This window comes from Streptomyces sp. R-74717 (genome assembly GCF_047305335.1).
Classification (GTDB): domain Bacteria; phylum Actinomycetota; class Actinomycetes; order Streptomycetales; family Streptomycetaceae; genus Streptomyces; species Streptomyces atratus.
In genome coordinates this window covers 2,772,306-2,788,669 of the sequence record NZ_CP102361.1, presented here as the reverse complement: position 1 = coordinate 2,788,669, position 16,364 = coordinate 2,772,306, and the positions used below count along the sequence as shown (strand labels likewise).

The 16,364-nt window shown below is 69.9% G+C and carries 16 protein-coding genes and 2 pseudogenes; 9 read left to right on the top strand and 9 right to left on the bottom strand.

The features are described 5' to 3' along the window. Positions 1–17 precede the first annotated feature (17 nt). Positions 18–473 carry a hypothetical protein gene (locus NRF20_RS12415; RefSeq protein WP_413752585.1) on the bottom strand — a complete coding sequence of 152 codons (456 nt, stop codon included), beginning with the start codon at positions 471–473 and terminating at the stop codon, positions 18–20. Positions 474–671: 198 nt separating this feature from the next. On the opposite strand from NRF20_RS12415, the pseudogene NRF20_RS12410 reads away from it, so the two are divergent. Together NRF20_RS12410 and NRF20_RS12405 are read left to right on the top strand one after the other, a co-directional pair. Then, positions 672–1,345, top strand: a pseudogene (locus tag NRF20_RS12410) (phosphotransferase). Positions 1,346–1,695: 350 nt separating this feature from the next. After that, positions 1,696–2,202 carry a SigE family RNA polymerase sigma factor gene (locus NRF20_RS12405; protein WP_413752584.1) on the top strand — a complete coding sequence of 169 codons (507 nt, stop codon included), beginning with the start codon at positions 1,696–1,698 and terminating at the stop codon, positions 2,200–2,202. Positions 2,203–2,218: 16 nt separating this feature from the next. Here NRF20_RS12405 and NRF20_RS12400 read toward each other — a convergent pair whose 3' ends face one another. Then, entirely contained in the window at positions 2,219–2,713 is a 495-nt protein-coding gene (locus NRF20_RS12400) for a hypothetical protein (RefSeq protein WP_413752583.1), read from the bottom strand. Positions 2,714–2,788: 75 nt separating this feature from the next. Here NRF20_RS12400 and NRF20_RS12395 point away from each other — a divergent pair, with 75 nt between their 5' ends. The 3 genes from NRF20_RS12395 to NRF20_RS12385 all read left to right on the top strand — a co-directional run bounded on the left by NRF20_RS12395 (position 2,789) and on the right by NRF20_RS12385 (position 6,136). Next, positions 2,789–4,012 (top strand): glycosyltransferase, encoded by a 1,224-nt coding sequence (locus NRF20_RS12395; protein WP_398630446.1) that lies wholly within the window; start codon positions 2,789–2,791, stop codon positions 4,010–4,012. Beyond that, the gene (locus NRF20_RS12390) at positions 4,009–5,289 is read left to right on the top strand and encodes a glycosyltransferase family 39 protein (protein WP_398630447.1); all 1,281 of its coding nucleotides are present in this window, start codon (positions 4,009–4,011) and stop codon (positions 5,287–5,289) included. The genes NRF20_RS12395 and NRF20_RS12390 overlap by 4 nt, the downstream gene beginning before the upstream one ends. A 604-nt stretch (positions 5,290–5,893) precedes the next feature. Further along, entirely contained in the window at positions 5,894–6,136 is a 243-nt protein-coding gene (locus NRF20_RS12385; RefSeq protein WP_398630448.1) for a hypothetical protein, read from the top strand. Between the two features lie 14 nt (positions 6,137–6,150). Here NRF20_RS12385 and NRF20_RS12380 read toward each other — a convergent pair whose 3' ends face one another. From NRF20_RS12380 to NRF20_RS12370, 3 genes are all read right to left on the bottom strand, one after another. Then, positions 6,151–7,695, bottom strand: a complete 1,545-nt coding sequence (locus NRF20_RS12380) for a hypothetical protein (protein WP_398630449.1) — start codon at positions 7,693–7,695, stop codon at positions 6,151–6,153. A 219-nt stretch (positions 7,696–7,914) separates the two neighbouring features. Beyond that, positions 7,915–8,067 carry a hypothetical protein gene (locus NRF20_RS12375; RefSeq protein ID WP_398630450.1) on the bottom strand — a complete coding sequence of 51 codons (153 nt, stop codon included), beginning with the start codon at positions 8,065–8,067 and terminating at the stop codon, positions 7,915–7,917. Then, entirely contained in the window at positions 8,064–8,648 is a 585-nt protein-coding gene (locus tag NRF20_RS12370; RefSeq protein ID WP_398630451.1) for a GNAT family N-acetyltransferase, read from the bottom strand. Before NRF20_RS12370 ends, NRF20_RS12375 begins: the two co-directional genes overlap by 4 nt. Before the next feature lie 341 nt (positions 8,649–8,989). On the opposite strand from NRF20_RS12370, the gene NRF20_RS12365 reads away from it, so the two are divergent. After that, entirely contained in the window at positions 8,990–9,661 is a 672-nt protein-coding gene (locus tag NRF20_RS12365; protein WP_398630568.1) for a Ku protein, read from the top strand. Here the strand turns inward: NRF20_RS12365 and NRF20_RS12360 are convergent. Then, positions 9,547–9,819 (bottom strand): annotated as a pseudogene (locus NRF20_RS12360) (DUF6207 family protein); the annotation flags it as partial. The gene NRF20_RS12365 and the pseudogene NRF20_RS12360 sit on opposite strands and share 115 nt — an antisense overlap. A gap of 90 nt (positions 9,820–9,909) precedes the next feature. Next, a complete protein-coding gene (locus NRF20_RS12355) occupies positions 9,910–10,218 on the bottom strand; it encodes a hypothetical protein (RefSeq protein WP_398630452.1) in 309 nt (102 codons plus the stop codon). Positions 10,219–10,341: 123 nt separating this feature from the next. Here NRF20_RS12355 and NRF20_RS12350 point away from each other — a divergent pair, with 123 nt between their 5' ends. Then, positions 10,342–10,749, top strand: coding sequence for a contact-dependent growth inhibition system immunity protein (locus tag NRF20_RS12350; protein WP_413752582.1), 408 nt, complete (start codon positions 10,342–10,344; stop codon positions 10,747–10,749). Positions 10,750–10,951: 202 nt separating this feature from the next. Here the strand turns inward: NRF20_RS12350 and NRF20_RS12345 are convergent, their stop codons facing one another. Then, positions 10,952–11,458: a transposase gene (locus tag NRF20_RS12345; protein WP_413752581.1), complete on the bottom strand. Its 507-nt coding sequence runs from the start codon at positions 11,456–11,458 to the stop codon at positions 10,952–10,954. A gap of 28 nt (positions 11,459–11,486) precedes the next feature. After that, entirely contained in the window at positions 11,487–12,707 is a 1,221-nt protein-coding gene (locus NRF20_RS12340; RefSeq protein ID WP_398630455.1) for a trypsin-like serine peptidase, read from the bottom strand. Between the two features lie 329 nt (positions 12,708–13,036). Between NRF20_RS12340 and NRF20_RS12335 the strand changes: the two genes are divergently transcribed. Both NRF20_RS12335 and NRF20_RS12330 read left to right on the top strand, forming a co-directional pair. After that, positions 13,037–14,416, top strand: coding sequence for a diaminobutyrate--2-oxoglutarate transaminase family protein (locus NRF20_RS12335; RefSeq protein ID WP_266357303.1), 1,380 nt, complete (start codon positions 13,037–13,039; stop codon positions 14,414–14,416). 29 nt (positions 14,417–14,445) lie between these two features. Next, positions 14,446–16,335 carry an IucA/IucC family protein gene (locus tag NRF20_RS12330; RefSeq protein ID WP_398630456.1) on the top strand — a complete coding sequence of 630 codons (1,890 nt, stop codon included), beginning with the start codon at positions 14,446–14,448 and terminating at the stop codon, positions 16,333–16,335. The last annotated feature ends 29 nt before the right edge of the window (positions 16,336–16,364 follow it).

Below are 16,364 nucleotides of genomic sequence, written 5' to 3'. Positions count from 1 at the left end.
AGCGGTCACAGGGTGGTTTACTCGATCGGCTCCAAAGTGAACTTGACGCTGTCGCCCTCCTGGATCGCTGCATGGCAGCCGCCGTTGGTGACCAGGACGTCGTTGACGTAGATGTTCCACTGGTGAGCGCTGTCGGCCTCGTCGACGTCGGTGGCGGTCACCACGAAGTCCTTGAGGGACTCATCGAACGTGGCCTGCACGTTGAACTCGAACTTGTCGGAGGCGTCGGCCAGGGCAGTGGTCGCCGTCGCGCTGTTGCTGCCGGCGTCGCAGAGCATGCCGTCGATGACGGGATGCGGGCCGGTCGTGATGGGGATGGTGCCCGAGAAGTCCTTCCCGTCGATTTCGAGAGCTACCCTGACCATCCCGGCAGCTGTGGCCGCCGGCGCGGTCCCGAAGGTGAGGCCGAAGGTGAGAGCGGCAGCGGTCCCCGGTGCGAGCTTGCGGAGCACCGCGAGCGTGATTTTCTTCATGGCCGGTAAACGGTCAAGGTCTCAGGAAGGTGCGGCAGCTGCGACCGCTCGCCCGGGGCGCCTGAAGTGACGGCGAGCCGGCTCCGGCCGGAACGGCGGGCGTGGCCGGCCAGTTCCAGGGCAGCGAGCGGCCAGGGGTATCGGAGCCGCTCAAGGTTCGAGTCACCGTTGGCGTCGTAGTAGAACCCGCGCCTTCCTCTGCAGGCCCCCGTCCCGCAGCGCCTCGGCGAGCCCGCCGAGCGGTTTCCGCCCCCCTGGATCGTCACCACCTGGGTGCCGGGCGCGCCAGCCGACCGCGCCCCCGCCACGCGCGCTGCGGAGGCGGCCGACACCCTGGCCGCCTTCCTGACCGCTCTTCACAACCTGTCCCCGAAGGGGCGCCCGTCGGCCGTGGGGGGCCGCTGGCCGACCGCGCTGAGCAGTTCGTCGAGCAGCTCACCTCGGCTACCGAGCTGGGGCTGATCCCCGACCCGGACGTCGTCCGCGCGGTCTGGGAAGACGCCGCCGCGCCCGACTGGGAGGGCCCGGCACTGTGGCTCCACGGCGACCTGCATCCGGCCAACGTCCTCACCGCGGGCGGCACCTTCTGCGGCGTAATCGACTTCGGCGACCTCTGCGCGGGCGATCCGGCCTGCGACCTCGCCGCCCCTTGGGTACTGCTGCCGGACGACGCCACCGACCGCTTCCATGGCGCCTGCCAGCCGGCCGCGGACGCCGCGACCCTGCGCCGCGCCCGCGGCTGGGCGGTACTACGCGCCCTCACCGGCATTCTCATCGGAGAGGCTGGCGTTTACGGCCGCCCCGGCGGCAAGCCCACCTGGGGTTCACCCGTCCACGCCGCACTGCGACGCCTCATCGCAACGGCCCGCTGAACGACCGGGCCGAGCAGGCCGCCGGAGCTGGAGCAGGCCGGCCGCTGCGACCTCACTCGTCCGTGGACGACCGGGCCGTCCTCCCACCTGGAGGTACGGAAATCCCCCTGCGGCCGAAGGGGTTGGCATCATTGGTTTTCGACGGCGGTGCACTTCCCGTCGGGCGGGTGGCCGTCGAACCGCGTCCTCGTCGCCGGCGTCGCTGACGGGACGGGGCGGGACGGAGAAGCGTCTCGCGCTTGTCGTCGACATGTCATGTGATCCAGATCACGGGCCGCAGGTGCATCGTGGGTCGTGTGCCAGTGCCTTCTACAGGGTGTAGGCGACCGGCGAGAACAGGGACAGTGTGGATGGAGCAGAGTCGAGCCCGTGCGTTCGATGAGTTCGTGGCTGCCCGCTGGTCGGTGCTGGTCCACCTGGCCCGTCTGCTCGTCGGAGGCGATCGGCATCGGGCCGAGGACTTGTTGCAGGAGTCCTTGGTCAAGCTCTGGTTCGTCTGGCCCAGGGTCGCGGATGACGCACCGGAGCCGTACGTCCGCAAGGTGATGGTGCGTGCGGCGGCACGCTCGGGACAGCGGCGTTGGTGGGGTGAACGCCCCGTCGAACAGTTGCCCGAGGCGGCGGTGGTCGGCGATGTGTCCGCGGATGTGGTGGAGCGTTCTCGGCTGGAGGCCGCGCTGGCCCAGTTGTCGCCGAAGCAGAGGGTGGCGGTGGTGCTGCGCTACTACCAGGACCTGCCCGAGGGGCAGGTGGCGGAGGCGCTCGGGTGCCCGGTGGGCACGGCTCGGTCCCATGCCGCACGCGGAGTGGCGCAGCTGAGGAAGCTCCTGGGCAATGTGAACGAGCCGGTGCGGTGAAGGGGAACCCCATGGATCACTTCGAGCGGCAGCTGGCACGGATGATGCGCGACATCGAGGCGCCCGCGCCGTTCGAGCCGAAGCACCGGGAACGTCTCTGGGCAGGGGTGCGTGTCCGCGGTCGCAGACGGGCCGCGCAGAGGGCAGTCGGCTCCGTCCTGGCCGTCGTCGGCCTCAGTGCCGGGCTGTTCCTGCTGCCCGGCCAGGCGACCCGGGTCGAGCCCAGCCACCCCGGCCCGCAGCCCGCGACGAGCCTGTCGCCCTCCGCTTCGCCCGCGACACCCGACGTGTCCCCGAGCGCGCCCTCCTCCTCGGGCACCTCCACTGCCCCCGCGTCCCCGGACGGGACCGCCTCAATCATGCCGCCGGCCACGACCGGGAGTACGGGCACGGCCACCGAGTCCCCGCCGGGGAGCACGGAGGGCGCGCCGCCGCCCTCGACCTCGGCCCCGCCTTCGGGTACGGCGACCGCGCGGAACCAGCCGTCGACCGCCTCGTCCTCGCTCGTCACCCCGTAACGCCGTAGCACACCATCGGCCCGAGTGTCTTCGACCTACCCCATACAAGGTCACAAAAAGGACAAAATATGAGACATCAAGGGTCACTTGCCCTGAAAGACCCGAGCCGACTGCCGCACCGCGCACCGGTGGCGACGCACCACCCGGAGCCCGTCCTGGACGTGGTCGTCCCCGTGTTCAATGAGGAGAGAGATTTGGAGCCGAGCGTGCGGCGGCTCCACGCACACCTGTGCGAGACCTTCCCCTATCCGTTCCGTATCACCATCGCCGACAACGCCAGCACGGACAGCACCCCGCGGATCGCCGCTCGGCTGGCAGACGAACTGCCCGAAGCACAGTGGATTCGGCTGGCCGAGAAGGGGCGCGGCCGGGCGCTGCGTACCGCCTGGTCGCTCTCGTCGGCCCCCGTACTCGCGTACATGGACGTGGACCTGTCCACGGAACTGACGGCGTTGCTGCCGCTCGTGGCCCCGCTGCTCTCCGGCCACTCCGATATCGCCATCGGCACCCGCCTGGCCCCCGGTTCCCGGGTGGTGCGCGGCCCCAAGCGAGAGATCACCTCTCGTTGCTACAACGCCCTCCTGCGCTCCGTCCTCGCCGTGGGCTTCTCCGACGCGCAGTGCGGATTCAAGGCGGTGCGGCGTGATGTGGCCGAGCGACTGCTGCCGCTCATACAGGACTCAGAGTGGTTCTTCGACACCGAACTGCTGGTGATCGCCGAGCGTGCCGGGCTGCGCATCCATGAGGTGCCGGTCGACTGGGTGGACGATCCCGACACCCGGGTCGACATCCTCGCCACGGCACTGGCCGACCTGCGCGGCATCGCCAGGATCGGCAGGGCACTGGCGCGGGGCACGCTGCCGCCGGGCGGGTCGCTCCGCGACAGTGGCGCCGACGCACCGGGCAGGCTCGCCACCCAACTCGTGTGCTTCGCCGCCGTAGGAGCCGTCAGTACCCTCGCTTACCTGCTCCTTTACGCGGCGCTGCGCCCGGTGGCCGGATCCCAGGCCGCCAACGCACTCGCGCTGCTGGTCTGCGCCGTCGTCAACACGGCCGTGAACAGGCGGCTCACCTTCGGCCTCCGTGGCCGCGGCGGTGTGCTGCGCCACCAGGGCAGGGGCCTGGTCGTCCTCCTGATCGGCCTGGCGCTCACCGGCGGATCGCTCGCCGCCCTGCACCACGCGGTGCCCTCGGCCGGGCAGGCCACCGAACTCGCCGTACTCCTCGCCGCCAACCTGGCCGCGACGCTGCTGCGGTTCCTGTTCTTCCGAGCGTGGGTGTTCCGCGCATGATCAGGACCACCGCCCGTACGACCGCGACCGGCACCCTGAGCTGGAACGCGAGGCTGTCGCAGCAGCCCGCCGCCACGTGCCCCGACCGCCGGCGTCGGCTGCGCCGCACAGCCGAGCACTACGGCCCCGTACTGGCCGTCTACGGCACGCTCAAGTTCATCGGCTTCGCCGCCTTCATGTGGCTGCTGCACTCCGCCGGGGACTACCGCACGAAGAACCCGCGCTTCGGCGGCGGCGCCCACCCGTGGGACGTCCTGGCCAGCTGGGACGGCTGGTGGTACCAGCAGATCGCCGCGCACGGGTACGACCCTCGGCTGGTCCCGATCCCCGGCGCCACCGGCCCGATCACCCTCGAAGGGAACTCGGCGGCGTTCTTCCCGCTCTACCCGGCGCTGATGCGGCTGGTCTCCGAGCTCACCGGCCTCGGCCTGTACGGCGCCGGCCTGCTGGTCTCCGTCGTCGCCTCCTTGGCCGCCGCCCTGGGCATCTACGCCATCACCGAACGCCTCGGCGGCAGACGGGCCGGGCTGGCCGCGGCCGGGCTCTGGGCCGTCTGGCCCGGTTCCGGCGTGGAATGGGCGGTCTACTCCGACTCCCTCTACGTGGCCCTGGCCGTCTGGGCCTGCCATGCCGTCCTGAGCCGCCGCTGGCTCACCGCCGGTCTCCTCACCTGCGTGGCAGGGCTCAACCGGCCCACCGCCGTGGCGCTGATCGCCGCCGTCGCCGTCGCGGCCCTGCTCGCGCTCCACCGTCGCCGGGACGGCATCCTGCGTCCGGTGGCCGCCATGGCCGTCGCCCCGCTCGGCCTCCTCGCCTATCTCGGCTGGGTGGGTCACCAAATGGGCGACTACGGCGGCTACTTCAGGCTTCAGTCCGATGCCTGGGCCCACGAGTGGGACTACGGCCGGCACACCCTCGACGTCCTCACATCCGTTCCGGTGGGCCACTCCGACTATCTCTCCGCCTGGCCCTTCGCGGACCTGGTCGGCGTCGGTGTCGTCCTGCTCGCGCTCGCACTGCTCACGCTGCTGATCCGGCTGCGTCCCCCGGCCGTCCTGGTGGTCTACACCGTCCTCACCCTCGTCCTCGTCCTGGGCAGCCAGCAGATATTCGGCAACGTCTCCCGCTATCTGCTCCCCCTCTTCCCGCTCTTTCTCCCGCTCGCCCTCGCCCTGCGCCGCCTCAGCCTGACCCACCAGCTCATGCTCCTCGGCATCGCGGCCCTGGCTTCCGGCTCGTACGCGGGCTACGGCCTTTTCGAACTCGGCGTCCCGTAACCGACGGACCCAGGAACGGATGCCCGATGACCACGACCCTGCCCACCGCCAAACAGTCGGCCCGTACGGAACCCCACCGGCGCCTTCGAGCAGCGGCGACTGCTCGACCGACTGACCCTCACGGACCTCCGGGTGCTCCGGCTCTACCTGTTCACGCGCCTGGGGCTGTGGCTCGTCGCCTACTGCGCCGCCTGGCTGTCCCCTGCCGGATCCGACGCCAGGACACCCGCCCCATGGCCGTCCCGCTGGGAGCAATGGGACTGGGCGCACTATCAACACATAGCCCAGTACGGCTACTTCGACCCCTTCCCGGGAATCGATCCCGCGTCCGACAACCGGGTGGCCTTCTTGCGCTGCCGCCTGCTCATCAGCCAGAAATTCCACCGGCACCCGGCGGACGTTAGTCATCCCTCGCCAGCGGCCGACGATCTTCCGGGGAAACCCGACGCGGTACCCCAGCCCTGTGCTGGACGACGTGATCAATCTCAGCGCCAACCACGGTTCCATTGATCCCCGGGGCCGGACTTCGTCCGCCGGTCAACGGTCAAGACTGAACCCCGTTCACAACCTCGCCGCCCACCGGCAGGCCACACAGCCGCGCCGGATGGACCCGACCATCGCGCAGGCGGCGGAGCGGCAGACGTCCGCGGTGCGTGAGCTCAGCCGCCGCGCCTCCCCCGAGACCGAGGCCATACCTCAGGATGCGCCGGTCCCGATCGAGGACGCCCGCGCCCAGCGCCGCCGCCAAGCCGCGGCGACCGAGGCGGCCGCGCTGCGCCGGGCGCGTGCTGAGCGGGCCGGACAGCTGACCGGCGATGCCGCGTCCGCGTTCCGGGAGTCGGACTGACCGGCCTGGTCTGGCTAGGGAAGGGGGCAGGTGAGCGGGAGGACGCGTTCGGTCAGCTGGCCGGTGAGGTGGGTGTCGGTGACGACGGCTTCGGCGAGCCAGTCCGCTGCGATCAGCTGGTCCACCGGGTGCTGCAGCTCGCCGGGGCCCAAGGGGCACCAGGCGGCGAGAGGCTCCAGGCCGACGCCCTGGCCGCAGCGGCCGAGTCGTCCGTCGGCGCTGGTCTGGGTGACCAGCATCAGGGCGAGCAGCCGGGTGCCTGCGGTGGCCTTGGCCTTGCGGAGCTTCTTGTCCGAGACGATCTTCTGGGCCCACCCGCTGAGCTTGGGGCGCATCTTCTTGCCGAACGTGAACGGGCCCGGGCTGTCCCCGTGGGGCGTGAGGGACGGGACGGTGACAGGGGTGGGGTTTTCCGGCCGGGAGGCGAGCAGGTCCCCGGCGGTGCCGGGGATGTTCAGCCAGCCGCAGTCGGTCAGCTGCTCCACCAGGTGCTCCGGGTCGGTCAGGCCTAGCGCGGTGAGGTCCTGCCCGATGAGGTTGCCGGTGCCGGTGTGCGCGGTGCGTAGGGTCAGCATCAGCATCAGCAGGCGTGCTTCCGGGCCGGGCAGCGGGGTGTGGTCGGCCACGTGAGCGAGGACGGCCCGTGCGTGCTCCCACTGCGTCGGCGCGGTCAGCATGCGGGTCACCGCCTGCCCACCGCTGTCCGCACTGTGGCCGGTGCGCTGCTGGTGCTGGAGGCGGGCGGCGGTGGCGGCCTGCTCGGCGCGCTGGGCGTCCAGCCGCAGGCGCGTGTCGCCGGTGACATCGGCCCAGGTGGCGAAGGCGAGTGCCTTGCGCGCCTGGAGGTCGGCGAGCAGCGCCAGGTCGGGTTCGGTGCGCTGCTGGTAGGCGCGGAAGAGATTGCCGAGTTCGACGAGCTCGTCGCGCAGGACAACGGGCCGCAGATCGTAGGGGATGACCCGCTGCGCGATCTTGCCGTACGGATGGCGGTGCCGTGCGGGCGCGGAGCGGGGTGCCGGTACCTCCCGGGGGCTGGCCACGGGTGAGGGGCGGTCGGAGAATTGCGGGTCGCCCGCGGGAGCGGTCGACGGGCGGTCGGCAGTGGCTGGGGCGTCGGCCGTCGGGCCGGTGGCAGCCGGGGTGGTGGTGACGGTCTTCGCGCCGGGCGTGGCGGCCGCGCAGCGTGAACAGCACTCCATGGCCCGCCACCAGCGGCCTTCCCGGTCGGTGACCACGGCCAGGACGACCGCCCCGCCGCACCGCCAGGGTTCGGCACGCATCTGCCGGTCGGCGGGACGGACGTGCGTGTGGCAGCTCTCGGCCCTGCACGCGCAGTACGCCTGGGCCCGAGGCCCGGGGGCGGCCCGTAGGTGGGCCTTGAGGTGGGCGACCGCGGCCGCACGGCCGGCGGCCGCGGACGGCAGACGCTGTTCGGCACAGGAGGGACGGCTGCACGAGACGCGCACCGCTGCGCTGCCACGACCGGCAGCGTCCAGACGCACTGTCCACCTGCGCCCCAGTACCCGTTCGTCCAGCTCGCTCGCCGTGGTCTCTGTCATCCTGCTCTTCCTCCCGTGCCGTGCCCCCACTGCCCGCACCCGTCCTCACCACGACGGACAGGGCGCGGCGGCCGGGCCCACCGTACTCGGCAGGCGGCCCGATGACCGGGGAACTCGCCCTGTTCCGTGGACACCTCGTCAGGGCGACGCCGGGGGCAGAGGTCGGGATGATTCAATCCGGCCCCACTGCCGGAGGCAGGTCGGTAGCGTCTCAGCTCGCTACGGCCGGGTACGCAGCAGCTCGGGTACGCGGCTGGTCTGCCCGAACCAGGTGGCGACGTCCTTGTCGATGCGGTCGCCCGGCACGTTGCCGAACGTGACCCTGCCGCACGTCGTAGGGCGTGACGGCTGCCCTGCTTCAGCGTGGGTCAAGAGATAGGAGACCGGGCCTTGAACGAGTGCAGGTCGGCTACAGCGAGGGTTTGCTCCGCGTCATGCGCCTCGAAGGTGCCCATGCGCTGGAAGCCGAGACGGGTGGCGAGCTTGAGGGAGCGCGCGTTGGCCGTCTGGGTCACCACCAGGACCGGCTGGTCGGGCAGCTCGCTGGCGGCGGCACGCAACATACCGGTGGCGGCCTCGAATGCCAGCCCCGTACCCCAACTTCCGCGCCGGAGCAGGTAGGTCAGCTCCAGCTCCCCGCCTTCCTTGGTGACGTGTCCGGGAAGGTCGGCGGAGCGGCGGTCGAGTACGAGTGTCCCGATGAACCGGTCGGTTTCCTTATCGGCGATGACGTAGGTACCAGGCTTGCCTGCAATAGCGCTGATGCCGTTCCCGTCGAAGTACTGCTCAACGACGCTACGGGGCCGCGGGCCGCCGAGGTGGGCACGGACCTGTGGATCGGTCTGGAGCTCGATGAGGCCGTCGATGTCGGCGTCGTGCGCTTTTCGCAGCCGGAGACGATCAGTGGTGATCTCAGTGGCAGACAGCGTCGGTAATGCGTTCATGAGATCCATTGTCCCGGCTCATTGGATCGAGCCACCAGTCCCGATGCGGCGGCCGGCTCACCCTCGGAGATGCGTGGTTGGGGGGCACTGCTGGTACCCGGGCGGTCAGGTCTAGGTTGAGACGGCTCGGTGAGGGTGTCGGCCCACTTCGGGTCGGCGAGGACCTGCTGCATCAGCAGCGTGTTGACGTGGACCAAGGCCGACTGGAGCGACGGATGCGATGGAGACCGGCTGCTGGACGTCAACCCGATGGCTGGGTGTGACCTCTTCCAGTCGCATTCCTTTTCGAGCACGGGAGGAACCGGCGCGCACGGAGCCCTTGGCGCGCCGCGCGCTGGTGGGAGTGCACCATCTGCCGCGCCCCCGGTAAGGGCGACGTCCCAGAGAGCGGCGCGCGGGGCTTCGCGATGCCCGACGGCAATGTGGTGCCGCTGACGGATGAGGATCTGGCCCACCTTCCGCTGCCGGCCAAGCGTGTCATCGAGGTACTCGGCTTCGTCCCGGGCCAGGACATCGACCCCATCAGCTACGGCAAGCTGTACTTCGCGGGGCCCAACGGTCCTGGGGCCGACCGACCGTACGTCCTGCTCGTCGAGGCCCTCGCCCGAACCGGATTCGTGGGCGTTTCCAAGATTGCCATCAGGAGCCGGGAGCGCCTGGCGCTGCTGCGTCCACGGCACGGAGTGCTCGTTGTCCAGACCCTGCTCTGGGCCGACGAGCTGCGTGAACCCGGTGATCTCGCTCCGTCCGCGCCCGTCACAGACCGGGAGCTCGAACTCGCTGAGACGTTGATCGGATCACTGCCCGGCATCGAGGAGAGCGAGCTAGCAGCGCCCTCGGACCCAGGGCGGCGGATATCTGCATACAGCCTTGCCGTCACGCCAGGCTCGCCAGGGACACGGCGAACCCGGCCACCGCCCGACGTTGCCCAGCGCCGACCGAGCGCATCGATCGCGGCCTGGACGGTCTCTTCGTCCGCCGCGGTGAGGTCGACGTCCAGCAGGCCCGGTTCCGAGACGTGAAGAGGGTCGATCTGTTCCATCCGGGCCGACGCTCCGACGATGGCAGACAGTTCGCTGCCGGTTGCAGTTCCACCCATACGAGCACTCCAGAGGCAGGCGGGGGCGCAACCGACGGTTTCCGCCCCCTCGGTGGTGACGGGGGCAGTCGGACGCCGCATTCGACGGATGTCCTTGAACGGAGAATTCCGGCAGGGAGGTGTCTGCCGAGATTCTCCGACGCCTTGCAGGTCGACTAACTGCGCGCGCAGTTACTCGGAGACCGGCAGAAAACGCCAGGCCGGCCTATCCCCGGGAACGACCGGGAATGCCTTCACGACAACGTTGCTGGTGTCCTCAGTGGCCAAGAGGTACTCCGCCCCGATCGGGGAAGCGGCGTCGGGATGGATGGTGAACACATCGTCAGCGGTGCCGGCGTTGATGACCCGCCACGAGGCCGGGGGAGGGTTCACAATGACCGGCCCGGCATCCCCGGCCTGCTCGGGAGCCAGCCCCGACTCCGGCAGCTGGGAATCAGCAAGGGGGAGTTGGTAGACATCTTCTTGGTCGGACGCAGCCACCCGCCATTTTTGCCGGTCGACGGTGTCAGACCGTGTTTGAGATCTCGCGTTGTGGTCGGGTGGCCGGGGATCAGCAATGGTCTCCGGCCACCCGGCCACATGCATTCACGAGAGAATCGTCTGGTGACTGTATCTCTCGACCGTAGTCGGTCCCTTGAGGAGCTTGAACGTGATCGCTGGCAGGCGCCCCCGCCTGACGCCACCCGTCTCATTGCGACGGCGCATGCCCTGCGGAGTCGGCCGGTCGGGACTCTGACCGTTGAGGACCTGCGCCTGCTGATCGGGCAGGACATTGGGCTGCCGGTGCTTCTTCCGCTCGCGGTGGAGGTGCTTCGTGACAACCCGCTGGCCGAAGGCGACATGTACGAGGGCGACCTGCTGTGCGCGGTCCTGACCAGGAACTCAGCTGTCTGGAGCGCTTATCCGGAACTTGCGAGGCAACTGACCTTCATCGTCGGCGGCCTCTCCGACCTCTCGCCAGACCTGCGGAGCAAGGTCGAGCGGTTCGTAGGCGCCGTCCAGAATTCCTGACGCGTTGCAGGTGCCTGTCGTCTACTCCGGGCCTGTCCACCGAAGACGCCGTGGTCCTGGCCGTTTGGCCGGGCAACCTCGGGTGAGCCGGCGGACCATGATGCCGATCATCGCCCACCGGATCATGGTCTCGGACCGGGCAGGACCGGCCTCGTAGTCACGGGCAAGCCGCCGGTGCGCGGTCATCCAGGCGAACGTCCGCTCAACGGCCCAGCGCTTGGGCTGGACCTGTTCCTCGCTGGTCAGGCGCTTTACGGACGATCTCCAGCTCGCGGCCGAGGATCGAAGCGCTCCAATCGGCCAGCCGCCCGGAGAAGCCATGGTCCGCCCAGACCTTCTGGATGCTCGGATGGTCGAGGCGGGTCCAAAGCAGAGAGCGTTTCGCGCCGTCACGATCCTGGACGCTCGCGGCAACAGCGTGTACCGCCAGCAGGAGGCCGAGCGTGTCGGTGACGATGAACCGCTTGCGGCCTTTGACCTTCTTGCCCGCGTCAAACCCTCTGGTGGAAACGGGGACGGTGTCGGCCGTGCGCACGGACTGCGAGTCGATGAGCCCCGCGCTAGGTTCGACGCTGCGGCCGTCGGCCACTCGGACCTGGTCGCGCAGCGCGTCGTGCAGCCGCTGCGGCCACTCGGGGCCGTAGCGCGACGGAAAAGGCCCCGGCGGGCAGCAGCCGAACCGGGGTCCTTGATGTGCCGTCACCGTCACCCGAACCCGGCCGGGCGACGGTCCGTCGTCACTGCCCTGCGTACTTCTTGCTGACCGACTCGTAGACGCCCTTGGCTTCCTTGCCGAAGTGCGGTCCAGCCAGCCAGCCGGCCGTCACCGGGCCGATGGAGGTGTTCGAGACGAGGGCGGGCTTGCCGTCCTGGCCCGCCGCGACCCAGCCACCACCGGAGGCACCGCCCGTCATGGTGCAGCCGATGCGGTACATCGTGGGGTCCTGTGCGGTCAGCGAGAGCCGACCCGGCTTGTCCGCGCACTGGAAGGCCTTCTGGCCGTCGTAGGGCGGAGCGGCCGGGAAGCCGGTGGTGGTCATGCTGTCGATGCTCGGTACGGCCGGGGCATTGAACTCGACAGGCAGCGCGGAGCCGACCGTTTCCTCCAGGGACTTACCCGTCGAGCCCTTCTCCGGCGTGACATGCAGCACCGCGAAATCGTACGGGGCGCCCTGCCCGCCGATCGAGGACCCCTGAGAGATCCACTGGTCGGACGTCTGCGCCCACTGGCCCCACCACACGCCGTAGGGTGCGATCTCCTGCTTGGTCGCCTTCTGCAGCTCGGCCGTCGACAGACCGCTGTTGTTGTACGACGGCACGAACGCGATGTTGCGGTACCAGCCGCCCTTCTTGCCCGCGTGCACACAGTGACCCGCGGTCCACACCAGGTTGGACTTTCCGGGGTGTGCCGGGTCCTTCACCACGGTCGCGGAGCAGACCATGGAGCCCTCGGGGCTGTCGAAGAGCAGCTTGCCGGACTCCGCGGCATTGGCGTGGTACGGCGTCCGGACACCGGCGGCCTGGACCGGCGCGGGCGTCGGGTCCGTCACACCCACGTCACCCGAGATGTCATTGTCGACCGGCTTCTCCGGCGACTTGTCGGCATCCTGCATCCGGTCCGGGTCCCAGAGGCCCTCGATGATCGGGTTGACGAAGTCCTTGGCCTCGCGCAGCCACTTGTCCTTGTCCCAGTTCTTCCACTCGCCGTTCTTCCACTGGTCGAGGTCGATCCCGTGTTCCTTGAGCCGGTCCTTCAGATCGTCCGGAATGATGATCTTGCCGTCCGAGGACTGGCCGGCGGAACTGCTCGGCTTGTCACTGGCGTTGTCCTCGCTCGGACCGCAGGCAGTGGCGGTGAGTGCAAGGACCGCAGCGACCGCTGCCACGGTGAGCACCGAGGAACGCGTGCGACGTGCGCTCCCCTGACGTGCGGTGAGAGCTGGTCGAATGAGTCGCATGTGGTGATCCCCCTGGGACTTCGTAACTCAACACTTCTGTACTGCACTTCGGTACTGCTCCGAGCCACCGGCTCCGAACGTCCAGCGGACTCCCGGAAATCTGCCCGAGCCCTCCGTGCGGCCCCCACTATGCCGGTGCCGATGGGGACGGTGCGCAGCAGGGCCACGGTTCCGCCCCGCAAGGATCTTCGGATTTACCCGTGATCCCCTGCGTTCTGCGTCGTTGGATACGTGCGAGGGACTCGTGGGCAGCGTTCATCCCCGCAGTCCGTCCGTGCGCCGACGTACTGATGTGCAACGCAACTGTTACAGCGGGAGGACCAACAGCCGTGGCCGTGACCGAACCAGCCCCGGTGGCAGCACCGGCGGTGCACGAGGGGATCCTGCGCCGTCAGTCGCTGCGCGAATCCGCCGCCCGTACCTATGCGCGTTCACTGCCGATCGTGCCGGTGCGCGCCCGTGGAATGACCATCGAAGGCGCGGACGGGCGGCGATACCTCGACTGTCTCTCCGGAGCCGGCACCCTGGCGCTCGGGCACAACCATCCGGTGGTTCTGGAGGCGATCAGGAAGGTGATCGACTCGGGCGCACCGCTGCATGTGCTCGACCTCGCCACCCCGGTAAAGGACGCCTTCACCACGGAGCTGTTCGCCACCCTGCCGCGGCAGTTCGCCGACAACGCCCGGATCCAGTTCTGCGGACCTGCCGGTACTGACGCCGTCGAGGCGGCGTTCAAACTGGTCCGTGCCGCGACCGGCCGCAGCGGACTCCTCGCCTTCACCGGCGCCTACCACGGGATGACGGCAGGAGCCCTTGCCGCCTCGGGCGGTGCCGAGGACGTACGGGTGACGCGTCTGCCCTTCCCGCAGAACTACCGTTGTCCCTTCGGTATCGGCGGTGAGCGCGGCGCGGAGATCGCCGCCCGGTGGACCGAGAACCTCCTGGACGACCCCAAGGGAGGCGCGCCCGCGCCGGCCGGGATGATCCTCGAACCGGTGCAGGGGGAGGGCGGTGTGAACCCCGCCCCCGACAGCTGGATGCGCCGGATGCGCGAGATCACCGAGACCCGGTCCGTCCCCCTGATCGCCGACGAGGTCCAGACGGGCGTCGGCCGCACAGGTGCCTTCTGGGCGATCGAGCACAGCGGGATCGTGCCCGATGTGATGGTGCTCTCCAAGGCCATCGGCGGTTCCCTCCCGCTCGCGGTGATCGTCTACCGCTCCGAACTCGACACCTGGCAGCCGGGCGCCCACGCCGGCACCTTCCGGGGCAACCAGCTCGCGATGGCGGCGGGCACAGCCACCCTTGCCTTCGTGCGGGAGTACCGTCTCGCCGAGCGTGCCGCGACACTCGGCGCCCGGATGGTTGCACGCCTCCAGGCACTGGCCACGGACCACCCGTCCATCGGAGACGTCCGCGGACGGGGCCTGATGATCGGGGTGGAACTCGTCGACCCCGAGGCCGCTGCGCGGAGCGGCAGCCCTGAGCCACCGCCCGCCCCGGTCCTCGCCGCAGCCGTCCAACAGGAGTGCCTGCGCCGCGGGCTCATCGTCGAACTCGGCGGACGCCACTCCACCGTCGTACGACTTCTACCGCCCCTCACCCTCACCGATGAACAGGCAACAGCGGTCGTGGACCGCCTCGCCGACGCCCTGGCGGCCGCCGAGCGCCTGCCGCACCGCCGGACCACGACCGGGTCGATCCACTGACCCCGGACACCATCACAAGAAAGACCGCCGTGAACCCCACCCCCGCACCCCAGGCCGACGGCCCTCCCCCCAACCAGCAGCGAGGACAGGCCGGAGTGACCGGCAACCTCGTCGTCGAGCAGACCACCGTGCCCCGTCAGATGGCGGCACTGCACGACGAGCGGTACGCCCCGAAGGCCACGTTCACCTGTGCGGCACCGGCCGACCTCCTCGACCATCCGGACCCGCTGAGGGCCGCCGACACGGCGGGTGTCGAGAATCTGCTCCGCTGCTGGGTCCGGGAGTGCGACCTGCCCCGGCCGGCCGGGGAAACGCTCCGAATCCCGCTCCCCGCCAGCGGAACCGCTCTGCTCGTCCCCGTCCTCTACTGGTCCGCCACGGGCTGGCACCGCTTCGGCATGCCTGCCCTGGAGGGGGCACCCGAAGGAGCACTGCCCACCGACGCCGTCACGGTCGCCGCTCTCCTGGGCCGCGAGGCCGACCGCCATGAAGGCGCCGACATGGTGGCCCGGGTCGCCGACTCGGTACAGCGGACGGCCGGCTTCATCGCCGAGCGGCGTCGCACCCCCGGCGCCCCGGCCGAAGCGGACCTCTTCCTCACCGCCGAGCAGTCACTTCTCCTCGGACATCCGCTCCATCCCACCCCCAAGAGCCGTGAAGGCCTCTCGGACTCCGAATCCCGCCTCTACTCACCCGAGTTGCACGGCTCCTTCCCGCTGCACTGGATGGCTGTCGACCGGTCCGTGCTGGCCACCGACTCCGCCTGGACCGACGGAGGCCGTCCCGTATCGGCCACGGAACTGATCACCTCCCATGCCGAAGGACTGCAACTCCCCGACAACGCCACACCGATTCCGCTCCACCCGTGGCAGGCCCGCGAACTCGGACACCGGCCCGCAGCCGCCGCCCTGATCGACGCCGGACTCCTGCACGACCTCGGACCGCACGGGAAGCACTGGTACCCCACCTCATCCGTCCGTACCGTGCATCGGCCCGGTGCGGAGCTCATGCTCAAGCTCTCCCTCGGCGTTCGCATCACCAACTCCCGTCGAGAGAATCTCCGCAAGGAACTCCACCGTGGAGTGGAGGTCCACCGGCTGCTCCGCAGCGGACTCGCCGCGCAGTGGCACGCCGTCCATCCGGGCTTCGACATCGTCCGCGACCCCGCTTGGCTCGCCGTCGACGGCCCGGACGGCGAGCCTGTCGCAGGCCTCGACGTGATGCTGCGCCACAACCCGTTCGGTCCGTACGACGACGCGGTCTGCATCGCCGCGCTCACCGCCCCGCGCCCCTGGCCGGGCCGGACGGGCATGCACTCACGCCTCGCCGAGATCGTGATCTCCCTGGCCGCTGCCACCGGAAGAGCTGTAGGTGCCGTCGCCACCGAGTGGTTCCTGCGCTACCTCGACCGCGTCGTACGCCCTGTGCTCTGGCTCGACGCCCACGCAGGCGTGGCCCTCGAAGCCCACCAGCAGAACACCCTGGTGCTGCTCGATCCCCACGGCTGGCCCGTCGGCGGCCGGTACCGTGACAACCAGGGCTACTACTTCCGTGAGTCCCACCGCGCGGCACTGGAGCACCGGCTCCCAGGCATCGGATCGGTCAGCGACACCTTCGTCTCCGACGCGGTCACCGACGAGCGCTTTGCCTACTACCTCGGCATCAACAACGTGTTCGGCCTGATCGGAGCCTTCGGTGCCCAGCACCTCGCCGGCGAACACGTTCTCATCGCCGCGTTCCGTCGATTCCTCGGCTCGGCCGCCGCACTGGGCTCCCCGCTGCCCGCACATCTGCTGGAAAACTCCCACCTGCGGTGCAAGGCCAACCTGCTGACCCGGCTGCACGGCCTCGACGAACTCGTCGGGCCTGTCGACACCCAGTCCGTCTACGTCACCATTGCCAACCCCCTGTGTGCCTGAGGGAATATGACCACCGCCTGAACCGCCGA